Raw genomic sequence first — 15,604 nt, 5'->3', positions numbered from 1 at the left:
AAACGGGTGTTCTCTAAGATTACCTGCATGACTTCTCCCTCCTCCTCGGTCACCGCTTCCGGTGACGTCGAAGCCGCCGTCGCCGCCGCCGTCGCCACCGGGATCCCGGCCGCGCTGAGCGATCTCGGCGCCCTGGTGCGCATTCCGGGAATCGCGTGGCCGGCGTTCGATCAGACCCAGCTCGTCCGCAGCGCCGCCGCCGTCGCCGAGCTGGCGGAGGGCACCGGCGTATTCGACAGCGTGCGGGTGCTGCGGGCCGCGATCCCGGGGACGGACGAGGTCGGCCAGCCCGCGATCCTCGCCCGCCGCGCCGCCCGCAACGGCAAGCCGACGATCCTGCTGTACGCCCACCATGACGTGCAGCCGCCGGGGGCCGACGAGCTCTGGGAGACCCCGCCGTTCGAGCCGACCGTCCGCGACGGCCGCCTGTACGGTCGTGGCGCCGCCGACGACAAGGCCGGGATCATGGCGCACATCGCGTCGATCCGCGCCGTGGCGGAGGCGCTCGGAGACGACCTCGATCTGGGCATCGCGATGTTCATCGAGGGGGAGGAGGAGTACGGCTCCCGCTCCTTCGCCCAGTTCCTCACCGACAACGAGGACGCCCTCCGCGCAGACGCGATCGTCGTCGCCGACTCCGGCAACTGGGATTCGTCCACGCCGGGTCTGACCGTCTCGCTGCGCGGCGCGGTGCGCTTCACCCTCACGGTGCGCACGCTCGACCACGCGTCGCACTCGGGCATGTTCGGGGGAGCGGTGCCCGACGCGATGCTCGCGACGATCCGACTGCTGAACACGCTCTGGGACGAGAACGGATCCGTGGCCGTCGAGGGACTCGCCGTGCGCGAGGCGGAGACGCCGGAGTACAGCGAGGCGACCCTCCGCGACGAGACCGGGCTCCTCCCCGGCGTCACGCCGATCGGCGACGGCACGATCCTCAGCCGCATCTGGAACAAGCCGTCCGTCACGGTCATCGGCGTCGATGCGACCTCGGTGGCCGCGGCGTCGAACACGCTCGCCCCTGAGGCGACGGTCGTGCTGAGCTGCCGGATCGCACCGGGGCAGAGCGCCGACGACGCCTACGCCGCGCTCGAGGCGCACCTGCGGGCGCACGCGCCGTTCGGCGCCGAGCTCGCCTTCTCGGACCTCGACCTGGGCAACCCGTTCCTCGTCGACACGAGCGGCTGGGCGGTCGGCCTGGTGCGCGGGGCGATGGCCGACGGATACGGCAAGGACCCAGTCGACCTCGGCATCGGGGGATCCATCCCCTTCATCGCCGATCTGGTCGAGCGCTTCCCCGGCGCCGAGATCCTCGTGACCGGAGTCGAGGACCCGCACGCGCGGGCGCACAGCCCCAACGAGTCTCTGCACCTGGACACGTTCCGGCACGCGGTGGCGACCGAGGCGCTGCTGCTCACCCGGATGAACGAGATCACGCTCTGACGCGCCAGGGCGGCATCGAGACCCGGTCGTGAGGGCCGGCTCGCTGCCGCCCGTCCCTGCGGCGGTAGACTCGGAGGACGGGAACCGTGCCGGTGCACGGCCGATCCAAGGAGCGACATGAGCGACATCACCCTCACCCCCGAGACCACCACCGCGCACGGCGTGAAGCTCACCGACGCCGCCGCGGCGAAGGTGAAGAGCCTGCTGGAGCAGGAGGGGCGCGACGACCTCCGCCTGCGCGTCGCCGTGCAGCCCGGCGGCTGCTCCGGCCTGATCTACCAGCTCTACTTCGACGAGCGCTATCTCGAGGGCGACGAGACCGTCGACTTCGACGGCGTCGAGGTCATCGTCGACAACATGAGCGTGCCGTATCTGGACGGTGCGTCGATCGACTTCAAGGACACCATCTCGGAGCAGGGGTTCACGATCGACAACCCCAACGCGCAGGGCTCCTGCGCCTGCGGCGACAGCTTCCACTGACCCGCGGAATCCCCTCTCCCCACCCTGCGCCATCCACGCCCTACCTGCGTGGATGGCGTGAATCGGGTGTGAGGTTGCCCTAGACTGAGGTAGCCCACGTCCGTGATCTGAAAGGTGCATCGTGCCCTCGAAACGCCGCCTTCGTTGGGCCGCACTCCCCCTGGGAGTAGCGGCAGCCGTGGCCCTCGCGGGATGCTCTCCCACAGAGCTCCACGGATTCCTTCCGGGCTTCGTCGCCGACGGCACACCCGCCACCAATCAGACCGATCGCGTCGCCGCGCTCTGGGTCAATTCGTGGATCGTCCTGCTCGTCGTGGGTCTCATCACCTGGGGCCTCATGGGCTGGGCGGCCATCGCGTACCGCCGGCGCAAGGGCCAGACCGGCCTGCCGGTGCAGCTGCGCTACAACATGCCGATCGAGATCTTCTACACGATCGTCCCGCTGATTCTGATCTTCGGCATGTTCGCCTTCACGGCTCGCGACCAGACGATCATCGAGACCCAGTACGGCGCACCGGGCCAGCCCGCGCCCGACGTGTCGATCACCGCGATCGGCAAGCAGTGGGCCTGGGACTTCCAGTACGACGGCAAGGAGAAGGACAACTCCGACGCAGTCTGGACCATGGGCGTCCAGGCCCAGCCCGACAAGGCCGGGAACATCGACCAGGCCGCCCTCCCGACGCTGTACCTGCCGGTGAACAAGAAGGTCCACATCACGCTGCAGTCGCGTGACGTGATCCACTCCTTCTGGATCATCGACTTCCTGTACAAGAAGGACATGTACATCGGCAAGGACAACTCCTGGTCCTTCACGCCGACGCGCGAGGGCACCTATCAGGGCAAGTGCGCGGAGCTCTGCGGCGAGTACCACTCGATGATGCTCTTCAACGTGAAGGTCGTCAGCGACGCCGATTACCAGGCCTACCTGACCAAGCTGAAGAACGAGGGCAACACGGGCGACATCACCGACGCCTACGACCGCCTCACCAACTTCCCCGGCACCGGGAAGCCCACGACCGACTCGGAAGCGAAGTAAGCAGAATGACGAGCACTCTTCCCGACACGTCCGAGGTCGGCGCGCGTCCGACGACGATCCCGCCGCGCCAGGCGGCGCTGCTCAGCTCGACCCGCGTCGAGCAGAAGGGCAACATCGTCGTCAAGTGGATCACCTCCACGGACCACAAGACGATCGGGTACATGTATCTGATCGCCTCGGTGCTGTTCTTCCTCCTCGGCGGCGTGATGGCCCTGATCATCCGCGCCGAGCTGTTCTCGCCGGGCATGCAGATCATCCCGACGAAGGAGCAGTACAACCAGCTGTTCACGATGCACGGCACGATCATGCTGCTGATGTTCGCGACGCCGCTGTTCGCCGGTTTCGCGAACGCGATCCTGCCGCTGCAGATCGGTGCGCCGGATGTCGCGTTCCCGCGTCTGAACGCCTTCGCCTTCTGGCTGTTCCTCTTCGGCTCGACCATCGCGGTCGCCGGCTTCCTCACCCCGCAGGGTGCGGCCTCGTTCGGCTGGTTCGCCTACCAGCCCCTCGCGAGCGCCTCGTTCACGCCCGGTGCGGGCGGCAACCTCTGGATGCTCGGCCTCGGCATGTCCGGTTTCGGTACCATCCTGGGTGCGGTGAACTTCATCACCACGATCATCACGATGCGGGCCCCCGGCATGACGATGTGGCGCATGCCGATCTTCTCGTGGAACACGCTGATCACCAGCCTGCTGATCCTGATGGCGTTCCCGGTGCTGGCCGCCGCGATGCTGGCCGCCGCGGCGGACCGCGTCCTCGGCGCCCACATCTACGACCCGGCCAACGGCGGCGTCCTGCTCTGGCAGCACCTGTTCTGGTTCTTCGGCCACCCCGAGGTGTACATCATCGCGCTGCCGTTCTTCGGCATCGTCTCGGAGATCTTCCCGGTGTTCAGCCGGAAGCCGATCTTCGGATACAAGACCCTCGTCTACGCGACGATCGCGATCGCGGCCCTCTCCGTCGCGGTGTGGGCGCACCACATGTACGTCACCGGCGGTGTGCTGCTGCCGTTCTTCGCGCTCATGACGATGCTCATCGCGGTCCCGACCGGCGTCAAGATCTTCAACTGGATCGGCACGCTGTGGCGAGGATCCGTGACCTTCGAGACGCCGATGGTGTTCTCGCTCGGCTTCCTGGTCTCTTTCGTCTTCGGTGGGCTGACCGGCGTGATCCTGGCCTCCCCGCCGCTGGACTTCTTCCTCTCGGACTCCTACTTCGTGGTGGCGCACTTCCACTACGTGGTGTTCGGCACGGTCGTGTTCGCGATGTTCGCCGGGTTCTACTTCTGGTGGCCGAAGTGGACGGGCCGCATGCTCAACGAGCGCCTCGGTTACGTGCACTTCTGGATGCTCTTCATCGGCTTCCACATGACCTTCCTCATCCAGCACTGGCTGGGCGTCGACGGCATGCCGCGTCGTTACGCCGACTACTCGGCCTACGACAACTGGACGTGGGAGAACCAGGTCTCGACGATCGGCGCCATCATCCTGGGCGCCTCGATGCTGCCGTTCTTCCTGAACGTCTGGCTCACGTCGCGCAAGGCTCCGAAGGTCACGGTCAACGACCCCTGGGGCTATGGCGCTTCGCTCGAGTGGGCGACGTCGTGCCCGCCGCCGCGGCACAACTTCACCTCGATCCCGCGCATCCGCAGTGAGCGTCCCGCGTTCGACCTGAACCACCCGGAGGCGGCCGAGCACCCGGTCGCTGCTGCCGCCGACGGAAAGGGCCACTGACCCATGCGCGACAACATCGTCCTCTGGTGGATCCTCACCGCGTTCTTCGCCCTGATGGGCGTGACCTACACGGTCTGGAACCTCGTCGCCCACGCGGGCGAGCCGCCCGTCCGGGCGATCGAGTGGGTCGGCACCGTCGCCCTGTTCTTCGCGGCCTTCATGGGCGCGATGGTCGCCTTCTACCTGGACCGCACGCACAAGGCGCAGGGCGGGACGCTCCCCGAGGACATCCTCACCAGCGACATCGATGACGGTGACCCGGAGCTCGGCGAGTTCAGCCCGTGGTCCTGGTGGCCGATCGTGCTCGCCGGCGCAGCTGCGGTGGGCATGATCGCCCTGGCCGTCGGGGTGTTCCTCTTCCCGGTGGCGCTGGCGATCTTCGTCGTCGCGATCGTCGGCTGGGTCTACGAGTACTACCGCGGCCACTTCGCCCGCTGAGTCCTTCCGCACGAGGCCCCTGGAGCTCCTGGCTCCGGGGGCCTCGTCGTCTTGTGCCTGCGGATCGCGTGACGGTCACAGTGGGAGACGGCTATCATCCCGATGGACGGCATGATCGGACGCCGTGAGGCATCGAGGGAGGCCACCGATGGACGGAGGCGATCTGGCGTCGCTCGGACAGGTGTCGCGCCGCGTCCGTGACATCGATGTCGCCGTCAGCTGGTACCGCGATGTCCTCGGCCTGCCGCACCTGTACACCTACGGCGACCTCGCATTCTTCGACCTGAACGGCACGCGGCTGTTCCTGAGCGCGGCGGACGACGGTGCGGGCGAGAGCGGCGAGTCGGTGCTGTACTTCCGCGTCGAGGACATCCACGCCGCCCACGAGGCCCTGACGGCGAAAGGGGTGGTCTTCCTCGACGCTCCGCACCTGATCCATCGTCATGACTCGGGTGTCGAGGAATGGATGGCGTTCTTCGCCGACCCCGACGGGCGCACCCTCGCGGTGATGGCGCAGACAGCACCCGTGGATTCCTCAGCGCCGGCGTCCTGAGCCGCTGCACGCCGCTGCGATGGCGCTCCACGTGACCTCTCTCCGAGGCGCGGGGGAGCGCGGGCGCTCAGGCCGTTGTGCGGACGCGCGGGATCCCGGTGAGCGGGTCCACCGGTCGACGATGGATCCCGTCCGCATTCTCGACGGGGTATCCCTCGCGCACCCAGTACTCGAAGCCGCCGATCATGAGCTTCACGTCGTAGCCGAGCTTGGCGAACTCCAGCGCGCCCTTGTCGCCGGCGTTGCACCCGGGGCTCCAGCAGTAGACCACCACGGGGGTGCCCTGAGGGATCTCCTGGGGCGCCCGGGCGGCGATCTCGCTGTAGTGCATATGGATCGCGTCGACGACACGCCCCTGAGCCCACGCCTCGTCGCTGCGCACGTCCACCACGGCGATGCGCTCACCGGACGTGCGGGCGGCGTGCAGGTCGCTCGCATCGGTCTCGAAGGCGAGCTTGGCGGCGAAGTGTTCGGCGGCAGAAGTCATGACGCCAGGCTACCGCGGGGGGCGCGATGGCAACGACGAAGGCCCCGTCAGATGACGGGGCCTTCGTCGTGCGGGGGAGGGTTACTCGCCCTGCTCCTTCTTGGGCAGCGACTCCGGCGCGAGCGCGGAGCTCGGCGTGTTCGGCGTCTCGCTGACGTGCGTGGTGTCGACCGGCGCGATCTGGTCCTCGCTCACACCCGCGCGGGCGTGGGAGGCCACGATCTCGTCGTGCGCGCCCTCGTTGACGTCATGCAGCGCGTGGCGCTGGTGGGCGTCCGCCGCAGCGACCTCGGCCTGCGTGAGCGGGGAGAGGCGGTCCTCGAAGAACCAGCGCGACATCGACGAGCGCAGGTTCTGCGTCCAGGGGATGCGGCCCTTCGCGTTGGGGCGGACGACGAGCGGCTCGTACACCTCGGTGTCGATGAGCTTCCAGCGGTCGTACACGTCGACCGGCTTGTGCACCTCGATGAACTCGCCACCCGGGAGGCGGACGATGCGTCCGGACTCGTAGCCGTGCAGGACGATCTCACGATCCTTCTTCTGCAGGGCGATGCAGATCCGCTTCGTGACGAAGTAGCTGAGCACCGGGCCGATGAACAGCAGCGCCTGGAGCGTGTGGATCACGCCCTCCATCGTCAGCGAGAAGTGCGTCGCGATCAGGTCGGAGGATGCCGCCGCCCACAGGGTGGCGTAGAAGACCACGCCGGCGACGCCGATCGCGGTGCGGGTCGCCGCGGTACGGGGACGCTGTGCGATGTGGTGCTCGCGCTTGTCGCCGGTGAGCCACGCCTCGATGAAGGGGTAGACGGCGACGAGCACGATGAACAGGCCGAGCACGAGCACGGGGATGATGATCCCGAACGACCAGGTGTGGTCGAGGAACACCACGTCGAGGTTCGACGGCGCCAGGCGGAGCGCCCCGTCGGCGAAGCCGATGTACCAGTCGGGCTGCGTACCCGCCGAGACCGGGGAGGGGTCGTAGGGGCCGTAGTTCCAGATCGGGTTGATCTGGAAGAGCGAGGCGATCAGCACGATCACACCGAACGTGATGAACAGGAAGCCGCCCATCTTGGACATGTAGATCGGCATCATCGGGTAGCCCACGACGTTGTCCTCGGAGCGACCGGGGCCCGCGAACTGGGTGTGCTTGTTGATGACCATGAGCATCAGGTGCAGCACGACCAGGCCGATGACCAGCAGCGGCAGGATCAGGATGTGGAGCGTGTACAGGCGTCCGACGATCTGATCGCCCGGGAACTCGCCGCCGAAGAGCATGAACGAGGTCCAGGTGCCGATCAGGGGGAGACCCTTGATCATGCCGTCGATGATGCGCAGACCGTTGCCCGAGAGCAGGTCGTCGGGGAGCGAGTAGCCGGTGAAGCCCTCGGCCATCGCGAGGACGAACAGCACGAAGCCGATCACCCAGTTCAGCTCGCGCGGCTTGCGGAACGCACCGGTGAAGAAGACACGGAGCATGTGCACGCCGATGCCGGCCACGAACGTCAGCGCCGCCCAGTGGTGGATCTGACGGACCAGCAGGCCGCCGCGGATGTCGAACGAGATGCGCAGGGTGGAGTCGAGCGCGGCCGACATCTCCACGCCCCGCATCGGGGGGTAGGCGCCGGAGTAGTGCGTGGGCACCATCGAGGCCTGGAAGAAGAACGTCAGGAACGTGCCGGACAGCAGCACGACGACGAAGCTCCACAGCGCGATCTCGCCGAGCATGAACGACCAGTGATCCGGGAAGATCTTGCGGCCGAGCTCCTTGACGAAGCCGGAGAGGCTCGTCCGCTCATCGATGTAGTTCGAGAGGCCGCCGACGAATCGGCCGCCCAGAGGCGCCTCCGAGGGCTTCTCCGAGGACTTCGGCTCGGTAACAGTTGCGGTGCTCAATGGCGCTCCCAGAAGCTCGGACCGACGGGTTCGTGGAAATCGCTCTGCGCGACGAGGTAGCCCTCGTCATCGACCGTGATCGGCAGCTGCGGCAGCGGACGCGCGGCCGGGCCGAAGATGACCTTGGCGTGCTCCGTGACGTCGAACTGCGACTGGTGGCACGGGCAGAGCAGGTGGTGGGTCTGCTGCTCGTAGAGCGCGACCGGGCAGCCGACGTGGGTGCAGACCTTGGAGTACGCGACGATGCCGTTGTACGACCAGCTCTTGCGCTCCTCGGACTCGATGAGCTGCTCGGGGAGCAGGCGCATGAGCAGCACGATCGCCTTGGCCTTCTCCTCGAGGTAGCCGTCCTCGTGGCCGATCTTCCCGAGCGGCTCGGGGATCACGTGCACGGCCGAGCCGATCGTGATGTCCGCGGCGCGGATCGGGGTGCCGTCGGGGTCGTGCGCCAGGCGCATGCCCTTCTCCCACATCGTGTGCTGCAGGAGCTTGACCGGCTGGCCCGCGATCGGGTTCTCCGGGGTGTCCTGGGGCGCGAGACCGCGGAACAGGGCCAGGCCGGGAACGACGGACGCCACGACGGCGGCGATGAGGGAGTTGCGGATCATGACGCGACGCCCGAAGCCGGACTCCTCGTTCGCGTCGGCGAACGCCTGGATGGCCGCCTCGCGGGTCGAGTCGCGACCGCGCGTCGGGTGGCGGTACTCGACGTGCTCCTTGTCGGCCATGATCGCCTTCGACCAGTGGATCGCGCCGATGCCGAGGGCCAGCAGGGCGAGGGCGATGCCGAGGCCGATGAACAGGTTGTTGTAGCGCACGTCGATGAGCGAGCCGCTCTCGATCGGGAACAGCATGTAGGCGGCGACCGCCCAGATGCTGCCCGCGAGGGAGAGGTAGAAGAGCGTGTAGACCGTGCGGACGGCGGTCTTCATCGCCTTCGGATCCTGGTCGGTGATGCGCTCGCGGTGCGGGGGCAGTCCCGGGTTCTGCGCGGGATCGCTGACGTCGACGCTCAGCCCGGCCGGTGCCTGATAGGTCCGGTCAAGAGCGTGCGGGTCGTCGTGTGCCATGGTTCTCCTCGTACGTTCTTCGATATGCCGGCGTCAGTTGGACTTCGCCGTGATCCACACGGTGATGGCGACGAGTGCGCCGATTCCGAAGATCCAGATGAACAGGCCCTCCGAGACGGGGCCGAGGGATCCGAGATCCATGCCGCCGACCTGGGTCGCCTTCTGCTGGAAGAGCAGCGCGGAGATGATGTCGCGCTTGTCCTCGGGCGTCAGGTTCATGTCGCCGAAGACCGGCATGTTCTGCGGGCCGGTGACCATCGCCGCGTACATGTGCAGCGCGCTGGTCTTCATGAGGCCGGGAGCGTACTTGCCCTCCGTGAGGGCTCCACCGGCGCCGGCGACGTTGTGGCACATCGCGCAGTTGATCCGGAACAGCTCGGCGCCGTGGGCGACGTCGCCCTTGCCGTCGATGATCTTCTCGTCCGGGTAGGTCGGGCCGGGAGCGACCGACTGGACCCAGGCCGCGACGTTCTTGATCTGCTCCTCGGTGAACTGCGGGTGCTTCTGCGGGGCCTGCGGTCCCTGCATCTGCAGCGGCATGCGGCCCGTGGACATCTGGAACTCGACGGCCAGCTCGCCGACGCCGTAGAGGCTCGGGCCGGTCGCGGTGCCCTGCAGGTTCATGCCGTGGCAGGTCGCGCAGTTCGCCTGGAACAGTTTCTGGCCGTCCTCAGTCGACACCGCGGCGGTGACGGACGCCGGCTCGGTGGCGGCGAACGCCGCGCTCGCACCGGCGTAGACGCCGCCGGTGATCATCAGGCCTGCACCGATCAGCGCCGCTGCTGCCAGGGGGCTGCGACGGCCGGAACGGCGCTTCTTCTCACGTGCCATGTCGGGGATCCGCTCCGCTTCTTACTTGAGGAAATAGATGACGAAGAACAGCACGATCCAGACGACGTCGACGAAGTGCCAGTAGTAGGACACCACGATCGCGGTCGTCGCCTCCTTGTGCGTGAAGTTCTTGACGGCGAAGGCGCGGCCGAGGGTCAGCAGGAACGCGACCAGACCGCCCGTGACGTGCAGGGCGTGGAAGCCGGTGGTGATGTAGAACGCGGACGCGTACGAGTCGGCCGAGATCGGCATACCCTCGGCGACGAGCTGCGAGTACTCCCACACCTGGCCGGACACGAAGAACGCGCCCATGATGAAGGTCACCCAGAACCAGGGGACCATGCCCCAGCGCTTGCGGCCCTTGTCGTTCATCGCCGTGTACGGCTGCATGCGCTCCGCGGCGAACACGCCCATCTGGCAGGTGAACGAGGACGCCACCAGGACCAGGGTGTTGATCGCGGCGAACGGCACGTTCAGGTGCTCGGTGCGCGAGGCCCAGAGCTCCGGAGAGGTGCTGCGCAGGGTGAAGTAGATCGCGAAGAGTCCCGCGAAGAACATCACTTCACTGCCGAGCCAGACAATGGTTCCCACAGCCACCGGGTTGGGGCGCTTGATCGTTCTCGCCGCCGGGGCATACGTCGCTGAGGTCGTCACCTGTCCATTATGGCCGATCCGGGAGGCCGATTGTCGCACCGGCCGCGGCGGTTCAGCCCGTCGCAGGCTCGGTGCGACCTCGGAACCCGCCGCGAATCCCCTGAGAGCCGCGGCGTTGCGCGGGAGGGCGCGGATCCGCGACGGCGATCACGACTGCATCACATCGATAGGATCGCTGGCATGGCGGAAGCTCTGACCTGGCCCGATGTCCTCTCCACCCTCCTCGCCGGACGCGATCTCAGCGTCTACGAGTCCACCTGGGCCATGCGCCAGGTGATGCGCGGCCAGGCGACCGAGGCGCAGCTCGCGGGGTTCCTCGTCGGCCTGCGCGCGAAGGGGGAGACGATCGACGAGGTCGTCGGCTTCCGCGACGCGATCCTCGAGGCGGCCGTGCCGCTCCCGGTCTCCTCGGACGTCCTCGACATCGTCGGCACGGGCGGCGACCGCGTCGGCACCGTGAACGTGTCGACGACGGCCGCGATCATCATCGGTGCCACCGGGGTGCCGGTCGTCAAGCACGGCAACCGCGCGGCGAGCTCGTCGTCGGGTTCGTCCGACGTCCTCGGCGCGCTGGGTCTGCAGCTCACCCTCGACCCGCGGGCCGTCGCCGAGATCCTGGACCGCACCGGCATCACGTTCGCCTGGGCGGGGGCGTTCCACCCCGGCTTCAAGAACGCCGGCGCCGTCCGCGCCGAGCTCGGGGTGCCGACGGTCTTCAACATGCTCGGCCCGCTCTGCAACCCCGCACGCGCCGAGGCGAACGCCGTCGGCGTGGCCCAGCTGGACCGCGTGCCCCTCATCACGGGCGTGTTCCGCACGCGCGGCGCCACGGCGCTCGTGTTCCGCGGCGACGACGGACTGGACGAGCTGACGACCACCGGTCACAGCAGGATCTGGGAGGTCACCCGCGGCGACATCCACGAGCACGACCTGGATCCCCGGGACCTGGGCATCCCGCTCGCCGACCTCGCGGACCTCATCGGGGGATCCCCGGAGCACAACGCCGGAGTGCTGCGGCGCACGCTCGAGGGAGAGAAGGGGGCGGTGCGCGACATCGTGCTGCTGAACGCCGCGGCCGGGATCGTCGCCTACGAGCTGTCGCACGACGCGGCGCAGGCGCAGGTGCCGATCGTGCAGCGGCTGCGCGACGCGTACGGCCGGGCCGAGGCGGCCGTCGACGACGGCCGCGCCGTCGCGAAGCTGGACGCCTGGGTCGCGGCGTCGCGGGAGCTCGCGGCGGACTGAGCGCAGGAGGCAGGCATGGATCCCCAGGAGGCGATGCTCGAGATCGCCCGGCTGCTCGAGCGGGAGCGGGCGTCGCGGTATCGCGCCAAGGCGTTCCGCGCCGCGGCCGAGACCTACGCGGGCCTTCCGGAGGACGCGCGACGGGATCCGGGCCGGATCCAGCAGGCGAAGGGGATCGGATCCTCCACGTTCGAGGTGATCCGCCAGGCGCTCGCGGGCGAGACGCCGTCCTATCTCGTCGAGCTGCGCGGCGAGGTCGAGCCGGAGATCGTCTCGGAGCTGCGCACGCGCCTGCGCGGCGACCTGCACGCGCACACCGAGTGGTCGGACGGGACGACGCCGATCGCGGCGATGGCCGACGCGGCGCGCGCGCTGGGGCACGAGTACCTCGCGATCACCGATCACTCGCCGCGGCTGCGCGTGGCGCGCGGCCTGACCGCGGAGCGCCTGCGGACCCAGCTGCCGCAGGTGCGGGCGCTCAGCGGGGACGGGCTCACGATGCTCACCGGCATCGAGGTCGACATCCTCGACGACGGGCGCCTGGACCAGGGGGATCGGCTGCTCGGCGAGCTCGACATCGTGGTCGCCTCGGTGCACTCCAAGCTGGCCATGGAACCCGCGCCGATGACCCGGCGCATGGTCGCCGCGGTCTCGAACCCGCGCGTCAGCGTGCTCGGACACGTCACCGGCCAGCTCGTGCAGGGGGATCGGGGCACGCGGCCGCCCTCGCGATTCGACGGCCGTGCCGTCTTCGAGGCGTGCGCCGAGCACGGCGTCGCCGTGGAGATCAACTCCCGTCCCGAGCGGCACGACCCGCCCGACGCGCTGCTCGCGCTCGCGCTCGAGATCGGCTGCCTGTTCTCGATCGACTCCGACGCGCACGCCCCCGGCCAGCTGTCGCTGCTGGACCACGGCGCCGAGCGCGCCGAGCGCGCCGGGGTGCCCGCGGAGCGGATCGTGACGACGTGGGGGCTCGAGCGCCTGCTGCGCTGGGCCGGCTGAGGGGCCGGGTCAGGCCGTGCGGCTGAGCGCCTCCAGCGCGCGGGCCATCGACGTGCCCAGGTTCCAGCGCTCCGCGACGCCGACCGCGGCCGCGGTCTCCGCGGGGTCGAGCGGTCGCAGGGGCTCGTCGGGGACGGCGATGGGAAGCGCGGTCGCGACGCGCACCACGGTCGGGGCGACGTCGAGGTAGTCGGAGGCGGCGAGGATCTTCTTCGCGACGCCGGCCGACATGCCCTCCGCAGCCTCGGCCGCGGCACGGATCGCCGGGAGGTCGCCGTGCACGGCGAGCAGGTTCGCGGCCGTCTTCTCGCCGACCCCGGCCACGCCGGGGAGCCCGTCGGACGCGTCGCCGCGCATCGTCGCGAAGTCGGCGTACTGGCTCGGGAGCACTCCGTACTTGCGCACCACCGCCTCCTCGGTGAGGTCCTCGAGGTTGCTCATGCCGCGGCCGGTGTAGACCACCCTGACTCCGCGGGCGTCGTCCACGAGCTGGAACAGGTCCCGGTCGCCCGTGATGATGTCGACGGGCATGTCCGCGACGGTCGCGAGGGTCCCGATCACGTCGTCGGCCTCGTGCTCCGCCACTCCGACGACCGGGATCCGCAGCGCCGCGAGCGCTTCGCGGATGATCGGGATCTGCGCTTCGAGCGGGTCGGGCACCTCTTCGAGGTCCGCGCCGCCAGGCACGACCTCGACCACGCGGTGCGCCTTGTAGCTCGGGATGAGGTCGACCCGCCACTGCGGACGCCAGTCGTCGTCCCAGCAGGCGACGAGGTGCGTGGGCCGATAGGACGACACGAGCTTGGCGATCATGTCGAGGAGGCCGCGGGCCGCGTTGACCGAGGTACCGTCCGGCGCCTTGACCGTGTCCGGCACGCCGTAGAACGCGCGGAAGTACAGGCTGGCGGTGTCGAGGAGGAGCAGCTTCGGCGCGGCGTCGGTCATCCCCACAGTCTGCCAGTGCTCGGCCGGTCCTGCGGGGGAGCGGGCGTGCGGGAACACGGCGCCGGTCAGCGGCGTTGTTCCCCGGGTGCGGGGAGGCGGTCCTGCGTCCGTGCGCCGGCTGCGAATGCGGTTTCCCGAGCCCGGGCGACCTGATAGCATGAAGTGTCACCCGCGGGGGCTTCCTCGCGCGTGCGTGACGAACAACACACATCCATTCCGCTGCGATGCGATCCTGTGCCCCTTCGAGGGCGTGCATCGCGGCCCGAGTATCCATCAACAAGGACAACCCACTACATGACTACCGCAACGGCCGCTCCGGCCACCAAGCAGGTCGCGATCAACGACATCGGATCTGCCGAGGACTTCCTGGCTGCGGTCGAGAAGACCCTGAAGTTCTTCAACGACGGCGACATCATCGAGGGCACGATCGTCAAGATCGACCGCGACGAGGTGCTGCTGGACGTCGGCTACAAGACCGAGGGCGTCATCCCCTCGCGCGAGCTGAGCATCAAGCACGACGTCGACCCCAACGAGGTCGTCTCCGTCGGCGACCAGGTCGAGGCCCTCGTCCTCCAGAAGGAGGACAAGGAAGGCCGTCTGATCCTGTCCAAGAAGCGCGCCCAGTACGAGCGCGCCTGGGGCGACGTGGAGAAGATCAAGGAGAACGACGGCGTCGTCACCGGTCAGGTCATCGAGGTCGTCAAGGGTGGACTCATCGTCGACATCGGCCTCCGCGGCTTCCTGCCGGCGTCGCTCATCGAGCTGCGCCGCGTCCGCGACCTCACGCCGTACCTCGGCCAGGAGCTCGAGGCCAAGATCCTCGAGCTCGACAAGAACCGCAACAACGTGGTCCTGTCGCGCCGCGCCCTGCTCGAGCAGACGCAGTCCGAGTCGCGCACCACGTTCCTCAACAACCTGCACAAGGGCCAGGTCCGCAAGGGCGTCGTGTCGTCGATCGTGAACTTCGGTGCGTTCGTCGACCTCGGCGGCGTGGACGGCCTCGTGCACGTCTCCGAGCTGTCCTGGAAGCACATCGAGCACGCCTCCGAGGTCGTCGAGGTGGGCCAGGAGGTCACCGTCGAGATCCTCGAGGTCGACCTCGACCGCGAGCGCGTCTCCCTGTCGCTGAAGGCGACGCAGGAGGACCCGTGGCAGGTCTTCGCCCGCACCCACGCCATCGGCCAGGTCACCCCGGGCAAGGTCACCAAGCTCGTTCCGTTCGGTGCGTTCGTGCGCGTCGCGGACGGCATCGAGGGCCTCGTGCACATCTCGGAGCTGTCCAGCAAGCACGTCGAGCTGGCCGAGCAGGTCGTCTCGGTGGGCGAAGAGGTCTTCGTCAAGGTCATCGACATCGACCTCGAGCGTCGCCGCATCTCGCTGTCGCTGAAGCAGGCCAACGAGTCGGTCGACCCCTACGGCACCGAGTTCGACCCGGCCCTGTACGGCATGCTCGCCGAGTACGACGAGAACGGCGAGTACAAGTACCCGGAGGGCTTCGACGCCGAGACCGGCGCCTGGAAGGAAGGCTTCGACGCTCAGCGCGAGGCTTGGGAGCAGGAGTACGCGGCTGCCCAGGCTCGCTGGGAGGCGCACAAGGCCCAGGTGCTCAAGGCCGCCGAGGCCGAGGCCGCCGCGGGCGACGACTTCGGGGGCGCGCAGTCGTTCTCGAGCGACTCCGCCGGTGCCGGCACGCTGGCCGACGACGAGGCTCTCGCGGCTCTCCGCGAGAAGCTCTCTGGCGGCAACGCGTAAGCAGCCGATCCACGGAACGGGCCGTCACCTCGCCTTCGGGCG

15 protein-coding genes are annotated in these 15,604 nt (G+C 68.6%); 9 read left to right on the top strand and 6 right to left on the bottom strand.

Features of this window, described 5'->3' with window-relative positions; genetic code table 11:
* Window positions 1-27 precede the first annotated feature (27 nt).
* The 6 genes from J8G10_RS06685 to J8G10_RS06660 all read left to right on the top strand — a co-directional run bounded on the left by J8G10_RS06685 (window position 28) and on the right by J8G10_RS06660 (window position 5,683).
* Window positions 28-1,443: a dipeptidase gene (locus J8G10_RS06685; RefSeq protein WP_251441919.1), complete on the top strand. Its 1,416-nt coding sequence runs from the start codon at window positions 28-30 to the stop codon at window positions 1,441-1,443.
* Window positions 1,444-1,560: 117 nt separating this feature from the next.
* Window positions 1,561-1,923, top strand: a complete 363-nt coding sequence (gene erpA / locus J8G10_RS06680) for an iron-sulfur cluster insertion protein ErpA (RefSeq protein WP_045252341.1) — start codon at window positions 1,561-1,563, stop codon at window positions 1,921-1,923.
* A 121-nt stretch (window positions 1,924-2,044) separates the two neighbouring features.
* The gene (gene coxB, locus J8G10_RS06675; protein ID WP_251441917.1) at window positions 2,045-2,959 is read left to right on the top strand and encodes a cytochrome c oxidase subunit II; all 915 of its coding nucleotides are present in this window, start codon (window positions 2,045-2,047) and stop codon (window positions 2,957-2,959) included.
* A gap of 5 nt (window positions 2,960-2,964) precedes the next feature.
* Complete coding sequence (gene ctaD, locus J8G10_RS06670; RefSeq protein WP_251441914.1) at window positions 2,965-4,692, top strand: cytochrome c oxidase subunit I; 1,728 nt, start codon at window positions 2,965-2,967, stop codon at window positions 4,690-4,692.
* Between the two features lie 3 nt (window positions 4,693-4,695).
* Window positions 4,696-5,130: a cytochrome c oxidase subunit 4 gene (locus J8G10_RS06665; RefSeq protein WP_251441911.1), complete on the top strand. Its 435-nt coding sequence runs from the start codon at window positions 4,696-4,698 to the stop codon at window positions 5,128-5,130.
* 148 nt (window positions 5,131-5,278) lie between these two features.
* Entirely contained in the window at window positions 5,279-5,683 is a 405-nt protein-coding gene (locus J8G10_RS06660; RefSeq protein ID WP_251441909.1) for a VOC family protein, read from the top strand.
* A gap of 67 nt (window positions 5,684-5,750) precedes the next feature.
* Here the strand turns inward: J8G10_RS06660 and J8G10_RS06655 are convergent, their stop codons facing one another.
* The 5 genes from J8G10_RS06655 to J8G10_RS06635 all read right to left on the bottom strand — a co-directional run bounded on the left by J8G10_RS06655 (window position 5,751) and on the right by J8G10_RS06635 (window position 10,618).
* Window positions 5,751-6,170 (bottom strand): rhodanese-like domain-containing protein, encoded by a 420-nt coding sequence (locus tag J8G10_RS06655; protein WP_251441906.1) that lies wholly within the window; start codon window positions 6,168-6,170, stop codon window positions 5,751-5,753.
* Between the two features lie 81 nt (window positions 6,171-6,251).
* Complete coding sequence (locus tag J8G10_RS06650) at window positions 6,252-8,063, bottom strand: cytochrome bc complex cytochrome b subunit (protein ID WP_251441904.1); 1,812 nt, start codon at window positions 8,061-8,063, stop codon at window positions 6,252-6,254.
* Entirely contained in the window at window positions 8,060-9,133 is a 1,074-nt protein-coding gene (locus J8G10_RS06645) for a ubiquinol-cytochrome c reductase iron-sulfur subunit (RefSeq protein ID WP_251441894.1), read from the bottom strand. The genes J8G10_RS06650 and J8G10_RS06645 overlap by 4 nt, the downstream gene beginning before the upstream one ends.
* Window positions 9,134-9,166: 33 nt before the next feature.
* Window positions 9,167-9,964 (bottom strand): cytochrome c, encoded by a 798-nt coding sequence (locus J8G10_RS06640; RefSeq protein ID WP_251441891.1) that lies wholly within the window; start codon window positions 9,962-9,964, stop codon window positions 9,167-9,169.
* A 21-nt stretch (window positions 9,965-9,985) separates the two neighbouring features.
* Window positions 9,986-10,618 carry a heme-copper oxidase subunit III gene (locus J8G10_RS06635; RefSeq protein ID WP_374208762.1) on the bottom strand — a complete coding sequence of 211 codons (633 nt, stop codon included), beginning with the start codon at window positions 10,616-10,618 and terminating at the stop codon, window positions 9,986-9,988.
* A gap of 180 nt (window positions 10,619-10,798) precedes the next feature.
* On the opposite strand from J8G10_RS06635, the gene trpD reads away from it, so the two are divergent.
* Together trpD and J8G10_RS06625 are read left to right on the top strand one after the other, a co-directional pair.
* A complete protein-coding gene (trpD, locus tag J8G10_RS06630; protein WP_251441888.1) occupies window positions 10,799-11,863 on the top strand; it encodes an anthranilate phosphoribosyltransferase in 1,065 nt (354 codons plus the stop codon).
* 15 nt (window positions 11,864-11,878) lie between these two features.
* A complete protein-coding gene (locus J8G10_RS06625) occupies window positions 11,879-12,865 on the top strand; it encodes a PHP domain-containing protein (protein ID WP_251441885.1) in 987 nt (328 codons plus the stop codon).
* A gap of 9 nt (window positions 12,866-12,874) precedes the next feature.
* Here J8G10_RS06625 and J8G10_RS06620 read toward each other — a convergent pair whose 3' ends face one another.
* Window positions 12,875-13,810: a 5'-3' exonuclease gene (locus J8G10_RS06620; RefSeq protein WP_251441882.1), complete on the bottom strand. Its 936-nt coding sequence runs from the start codon at window positions 13,808-13,810 to the stop codon at window positions 12,875-12,877.
* 294 nt (window positions 13,811-14,104) lie between these two features.
* On the opposite strand from J8G10_RS06620, the gene rpsA reads away from it, so the two are divergent.
* Entirely contained in the window at window positions 14,105-15,562 is a 1,458-nt protein-coding gene (gene rpsA / locus J8G10_RS06615; protein WP_251441879.1) for a 30S ribosomal protein S1, read from the top strand.
* The last annotated feature ends 42 nt before the right edge of the window (window positions 15,563-15,604 follow it).

This window comes from Microbacterium sp. USTB-Y, from assembly GCF_023703415.1.
Taxonomy (GTDB): Bacteria; Actinomycetota; Actinomycetes; order Actinomycetales; family Microbacteriaceae; genus Microbacterium.
The sequence above is the reverse complement of the archived record's forward strand: the minus strand, read 5'-3'. Positions and strand labels throughout refer to the sequence as shown.

Excerpts from the sequence above, each read along its gene's own strand:
- J8G10_RS06660 (WP_251441909.1), top strand. The coding sequence starts at position 5,279 with ATGGACGGAGGCGATCTGGCGTCGCTCGGACAGGTGTCGCGCCGCGTC.
- J8G10_RS06645 (WP_251441894.1), bottom strand. The coding sequence starts at position 9,133 with ATGGCACACGACGACCCGCACGCTCTTGACCGGACCTATCAGGCACCG.
- J8G10_RS06625 (WP_251441885.1), top strand. The coding sequence starts at position 11,879 with ATGGATCCCCAGGAGGCGATGCTCGAGATCGCCCGGCTGCTCGAGCGG.
- J8G10_RS06685 (WP_251441919.1), top strand. The coding sequence starts at position 28 with ATGACTTCTCCCTCCTCCTCGGTCACCGCTTCCGGTGACGTCGAAGCC.
- trpD (WP_251441888.1), top strand. The coding sequence starts at position 10,799 with ATGGCGGAAGCTCTGACCTGGCCCGATGTCCTCTCCACCCTCCTCGCC.
- J8G10_RS06640 (WP_251441891.1), bottom strand. The coding sequence starts at position 9,964 with ATGGCACGTGAGAAGAAGCGCCGTTCCGGCCGTCGCAGCCCCCTGGCA.
- rpsA (WP_251441879.1), top strand. The coding sequence starts at position 14,105 with ATGACTACCGCAACGGCCGCTCCGGCCACCAAGCAGGTCGCGATCAAC.
- J8G10_RS06655 (WP_251441906.1), bottom strand. The coding sequence starts at position 6,170 with ATGACTTCTGCCGCCGAACACTTCGCCGCCAAGCTCGCCTTCGAGACC.
- erpA (WP_045252341.1), top strand. The coding sequence starts at position 1,561 with ATGAGCGACATCACCCTCACCCCCGAGACCACCACCGCGCACGGCGTG.
- J8G10_RS06665 (WP_251441911.1), top strand. The coding sequence starts at position 4,696 with ATGCGCGACAACATCGTCCTCTGGTGGATCCTCACCGCGTTCTTCGCC.
- ctaD (WP_251441914.1), top strand. The coding sequence starts at position 2,965 with ATGACGAGCACTCTTCCCGACACGTCCGAGGTCGGCGCGCGTCCGACG.
- J8G10_RS06620 (WP_251441882.1), bottom strand. The coding sequence starts at position 13,810 with ATGACCGACGCCGCGCCGAAGCTGCTCCTCCTCGACACCGCCAGCCTG.